3 tRNA genes and 3 rRNA genes are annotated in these 5,984 nt (G+C 53.1%); all 6 read right to left on the reverse strand.

The features are described 5' to 3' along the window. Positions 1-77 (reverse strand) — tRNA-Met (locus AC2FGC_RS24030). Positions 78-128: 51 nt separating this feature from the next. Beyond that, positions 129-243, reverse strand: a 5S ribosomal RNA gene (gene rrf, locus AC2FGC_RS24035). Between the two features lie 181 nt (positions 244-424). After that, a 23S ribosomal RNA gene (locus AC2FGC_RS24040) occupies positions 425-3,254 on the reverse strand. A gap of 488 nt (positions 3,255-3,742) precedes the next feature. Beyond that, positions 3,743-3,818, reverse strand: a tRNA-Ala gene (locus AC2FGC_RS24045). A 78-nt stretch (positions 3,819-3,896) separates the two neighbouring features. Then, positions 3,897-3,973 (reverse strand) — tRNA-Ile (locus tag AC2FGC_RS24050). Positions 3,974-4,111: 138 nt separating this feature from the next. Continuing rightward, positions 4,112-5,571: ribosomal RNA gene (locus AC2FGC_RS24055) — 16S ribosomal RNA — on the reverse strand. Together the 16S, 23S and 5S rRNA genes with 3 tRNA genes alongside form the textbook arrangement of a ribosomal RNA operon. Positions 5,572-5,984: the final 413 nt, after the last annotated feature.

The following is a 5,984-nucleotide window of genomic DNA, read 5'->3' on the forward strand; positions in this document are numbered from 1 at the left end:
TGGTTGCGGGAGTAGGATTTGAACCTACGACCTTCAGGTTATGAGCCTGACGAGCTACCGGGCTGCTCCATCCCGCGACAGGGTCGAATAAGTGCGATATCGTTAGAGAGATTTTGGGATTTTTCTAGGTTTGGCGGTGACCTACTCTCCCGGGGCTTAAGCCCAAGTACCATTGGCGCGGCAGTGCTTAACTTCCGGGTTCGGGATGGGACCGGGTGTTTCACTTGCGCTATGACCACCAAACCGAGGAAAATCCCCACGTCGGCTTTTGCGGAGCAAAAGCGACGGGTGGCAGGCAGCGTATTTGCATGCAAATGCGCGTTGCCACTCGGTAGTTATGTCAATCAACACCGCAGCGTTTTGCTGCGAAGTTATCCATGTTTACTGAGGTGTATGTTTTTGATTTGTCTTTCCATTACTGGATCAAATCAAGCCTATCGGGCGATTAGTACCGGTCAACTGAACGCATTACTGCGCTTACATCTCCGGCCTATTGACGTGGTGGTCTTCCACGGCCCTCAGGGAGACCTTGTTTTGAGGGGGGCTTCCCGCTTAGATGCCTTCAGCGGTTATCCTGTCCGATCATAGCTACCCAGCACTGCCGTTGGCACGACAACTGGTCCACCAGTGGATCGTTCACCCCGGTCCTCTCGTACTAGGGGCAACTCCTCTCAAGTCTCCTACACCCACGGCAGATAGGGACCGAACTGTCTCACGACGTTCTAAACCCAGCTCACGTACCTCTTTAAACGGCGAACAGCCGTACCCTTGGGACCTGCTCCAGCCCCAGGATGAGATGAGCCGACATCGAGGTGCCAAACACTGCCGTCGATATGGACTCTTGGGCAGTATCAGCCTGTTATCCCCGGCGTACCTTTTATCCGTTGAGCGATGGCCCTTCCACTCGGGACCACCGGATCACTATGGCCGTCTTTCGACTCTGCTCGACTTGTCAGTCTCGCAGTCAGGCTGGCTTCTGCCATTGCACTCAACGAGCGATTTCCGACCGCTCTGAGCCAACCTTCGCGCGCCTCCGTTACGCTTTAGGAGGCGACCGCCCCAGTCAAACTACCCGCCACGCAGGGTCCCGGATCCGGATAACGGACCGCGGTTAGACATCAAGAGTGCGAAGGGTGGTATCTCAAGGGAGGCTCCACAAAGACTTGCGTCTCTGCTTCAAAGCCCACCACCTATCCTGCACATCACAATCCTGATGCCAGTGCGAAGCTGTAGTAAAGGTGCACGGGGTCTTTCCGTCTAACCGCGGGAAGCCTGCATCTTGACAGGCAATTCAATTTCGCTGAGTCGATGTTGGAGACAGCGGGGAAGTCGTTACGCCATTCGTGCAGGTCGGAACTTACCCGACAAGGAATTTCGCTACCTTAGGACCGTTATAGTTACGGCCGCCGTTTACCTGGGCTTCAATTCAAGGCTCTCACCTCTCCTTTTAACCTTCAGGCACCGGGCAGGCGTCAGACCCTATACGTCGTCTTGCGACTTCGCAGAGCCCTGTGTTTTTAATAAACAGTCGCCACCCCCTGGTTTGTGCCCCCAGCCCCTAGTTGCCTAGGAACCGGGCCTCCTTCTCGCGAACTTACGGAGGTATTTTGCCGAGTTCCTTCAACATCGTTCTCTCAAGCGCCTTGGTATGCTCTACCAGTCCACCTGTGTCGGTTTAGGGTACGGTCTTATAGGAGGGCTATTTCCAGGAACCTCTCAGCAGCCCATTCAATCCGATAAGGATGAACTACACCTGAGATCCGTCACCACTCCACGGCCTAGGAATATTAACCTAGTTCCCATCGCCTACGCCTTTCGGCCTCGGCTTAGGGGCCGGCTTACCCTGCTCAGATTAGCTTTAAGCAGGAACCCTTGGACTTTCGGCGAGAGTGTCTCTCACACTCTTTGTCGCTACTCATGTCATCATTCTCACTAGTGATCTCTCCACCGGATGGCTCACGCCCCGGCTTCATCGAAAGCCTCTCTCCTCCAATCTGCCCGAAGGCATGAAGGAGGAATGAGACTATGTCACACTACGCTCTGCTACCGATGCTTACGCATCCCTAGACTTCGGCTCATGGCTTGAGCCCCGTTACATCTTCGCCGCAGGACAACTTATTTAGACCAGTGAGCTGTTACGCTATCTTTAAAGGATGGCTGCTTCTAAGCCAACCTCCTGGTTGTTTTGGTCGTCCCACCTGCTTTCCCACTTAGCCATGAATTGGGGGCCTTAGTCGTAGGTCAGGGTTGTTTCCCTCTCCACTACGGACGTTAGCATCCGCAGTGTGTCTGCCATCTAGTACTCCCGGGTATTCGGAGTTTGGTTAGGATCAGTAAGCCTGTGGGGCCCCATTACCCATCCAGTGCTCTACCCCCCGGGGTATTCGGATGACGCTCTACCTAAATAGATTTCGCAGAGAACCAGCTATCTCCGAGTTTGATTGGCCTTTCACCCCTAGGCACAGCTCATCCCGATCCTTTTCAACGGATGTGGGTTCGGTCCTCCAGTAAGTGTTACCTTACCTTCAACCTGGCCATGCCTAGATCACTCGGTTTCGGGTCTGATCCCACGAACTCATTCGCCCTATTAAGACTCGCTTTCGCTACGCCTACACCTAACGGCTTAAGCTTGCTCGTGAGACCAAGTCGATGACCCATTATACAAAAGGTACGCCGTCACCCCGCAAGGAGGCTCCGACTGATTGTAGGCGTTCGGTTTCAGGTACTGTTTCACTCCCCTCGTCGGGGTGCTTTTCACCTTTCCCTCACGGTACTGGTTCACTATCGGTCAGCAAGGAGTACTTAGCCTTCGAAGGTGGTCCTCCGATCTTCAGACAGAATTTCACGTGTTCCGCCCTACTTAATACGTCCATCAGAGCTTAGAATACGGGGCTGTCACCCGCTATGGCCATGCTTCCCAACATGTTCTTCTCACTCATCTGGCTCGGCTGGTCCCCGTTCGCTCGCCGCTACTAGGGGAGTATCAATTGATTTCCTTTCCTCCGGGTACTTAGATGTTTCAGTTCCCCGGGTTTGCCTTTATAACCCTATGTATTCAGGTCATAAATACTTGATTAAGCCACCTATTGATCATCCAGAGGATAACAATAGAGAGCTTTCAAGTGGGTTGCCCCATTCAGAAATCCATGGATCAAAGCTTATTCTCAGCTCCCCATGGCTTATCGCAGAGTATCACGTCTTTCATCGCCTCTTGCTGCCAAGGCATTCACCAAACGCCCTTCTCGCGCTTGATTTGATCCAGAAAAAGAAAGACTTGATATTTGCACTACCGCCTATTCGGCTGCTTGAGTGCGTTTGACCGCACACAACCGAAGCTGCGCCAGTAATCAAATCAATCACGATGACCCAGCTGGTAACTAAAGGTCATCTGTTCTTCTGAACCAAAAACATACATTTCCCGCCCCCGCCACTTGGACGAGGACAAATGAGCAACCCCATATGGTCTCTCAGCCGTGCAGCTGATCAACGCAGGTCGCTCGGGTTAGTATATTAGACTTGGACAACTCTGTTCGTTTCAGTCGGGATACGCAGACAGGGCCGGCTAGACCCAAACTGCGCCGCTTATCCGAAGATAAGAACGACCGAGATCAATGCCACACTCGGCACGATCAAACAGTGTTGATTGATTTCTCTCTAAACGATGTCAAAGCTTCCGAAGAAGCGACGTCCGATTGGACGGTGAAGAACCAAAATGGTGCTTAACGGTCAAATCGAAGGTAAATGGTGGAGCCTAGGAGGATCGAACTCCTGACCTCCTGAATGCAAATCAGGCGCTCTCCCAGCTGAGCTAAGGCCCCATAAAGTGGCTCTCGTGACATTCATCCAAGATGAATGCACTGCCGCCTCTCACTTTTCGGCTTCACCGAAAAGTGAGTTGGTGGGTCGAGGAGGACTTGAACCTCCGACCTCACGCTTATCAGGCGTGCGCTCTAACCACCTGAGCTACCGACCCAGACAGGCCGGTCGGCCTGATGTGTTCTGAAGAGATATGAGGACGGCTCGGTCCATGAGTTTGATCAACTTTGTTTGTTGATCTTCTGCTAAGTGTATCACGAGATTTGCGAACAAATCTAACTAGATACATCCTTAGAAAGGAGGTGATCCAGCCGCAGGTTCCCCTACGGCTACCTTGTTACGACTTCACCCCAGTCGCTGATCCTACCGTGGCCGCCTGCCCCCCGAAGGTTAGCGCAGCGTCGTCGGGTAGAACCAACTCCCATGGTGTGACGGGCGGTGTGTACAAGGCCCGGGAACGTATTCACCGCGTCATGCTGTTACGCGATTACTAGCGATTCCGACTTCATGGGGTCGAGTTGCAGACCCCAATCCGAACTGAGACAGTTTTTTGGGATTAACCCATTGTCACTGCCATTGTAGCACGTGTGTAGCCCAACCCGTAAGGGCCATGAGGACTTGACGTCATCCACACCTTCCTCCCGCTTATCACGGGCAGTTTCCCTAGAGTGCCCAGCCGAACTGCTGGCAACTAAGGATGTGGGTTGCGCTCGTTGCCGGACTTAACCGAACATCTCACGACACGAGCTGACGACAGCCATGCAGCACCTGTCACTAGGTCACCGAAGTGAAAGACCCATCTCTGGGCCGGTCCTAGGATGTCAAGGGTTGGTAAGGTTCTGCGCGTTGCTTCGAATTAAACCACATGCTCCACCGCTTGTGCGGGCCCCCGTCAATTCCTTTGAGTTTTAATCTTGCGACCGTACTCCCCAGGCGGAATGCTTAATCCGTTAGGTGTGTCACCGAATAGCATGCTACCCGACGACTGGCATTCATCGTTTACGGTGTGGACTACCAGGGTATCTAATCCTGTTTGCTCCCCACACTTTCGCACCTCAGCGTCAGTATCGAGCCAGTGAGCCGCCTTCGCCACTGGTGTTCCTCCGAATATCTACGAATTTCACCTCTACACTCGGAATTCCACTCACCTCTCTCGAACTCTAGACTGATAGTTTTGGAGGCAGTTCCAGGGTTGAGCCCTGGGATTTCACCCCCAACTTTCCAGTCCGCCTACGTGCGCTTTACGCCCAGTAATTCCGAACAACGCTAACCCCCTCCGTATTACCGCGGCTGCTGGCACGGAGTTAGCCGGGGTTTCTTTACCTGCTACCGTCATTATCTTCACAGGCGAAAGAGCTTTACGACCCTAAGGCCTTCATCACTCACGCGGCATGGCTGGATCAGGGTTGCCCCCATTGTCCAAGATTCCCCACTGCTGCCTCCCGTAGGAGTCTGGGCCGTGTCTCAGTCCCAGTGTTGCTGATCATCCTCTAAAACCAGCTATAGATCGTAGGCTTGGTAGGCCATTACCCCACCAACTACCTAATCTAACGCGGGCCAATCCTTTGGCGATAAATCTTTCCCCCGAAGGGCTCATACGGTATTACTCTCCGTTTCCAGAGGCTATTCCGTACCAAAGGGTATGTTCCCACGCGTTACTAACCCGTCCGCCGCTCACCCGAAGGTGCGCTCGACTTGCATGTGTTAAGCCTGCCGCCAGCGTTCGTTCTGAGCCAGGATCAAACTCTCAAGTTGAAAAGCATTGCTGCTTATCCTTGACGTTCGAACCTCTGCACATCTCATCAGGAGGCTAATCCTGATGAAGTCTTCTGTTTGATGTACACAGATTTCCTAAGAAATCAGTGAACCACTCAAACAGTGAAGCTGACACTGGATCATCGAGCCAAAGCCCTACCAGCGCGATATACAGACATTCAATCCGTCGAAACGAACCAAACCGCCCACATATCTCTTCAGTTATCCATCAATGTCAAAGAACAGAACACCAAGAGCCAAAAATCAGACCGTTGCGCCAATAACATCAGCGCGCCCGCCTAAATCATTCCCTAAGATGCCCACCGTCTCTCCGATGCGTCCGGCTGTCTCTCCAACCCGTCCGGCCGTCTCTCCGACCCGTCAGCACCGCCTCAGCAGCGCCGGTGAAGGGG

Source organism: Ruegeria sp. CDSC054 (assembly GCF_059610645.1).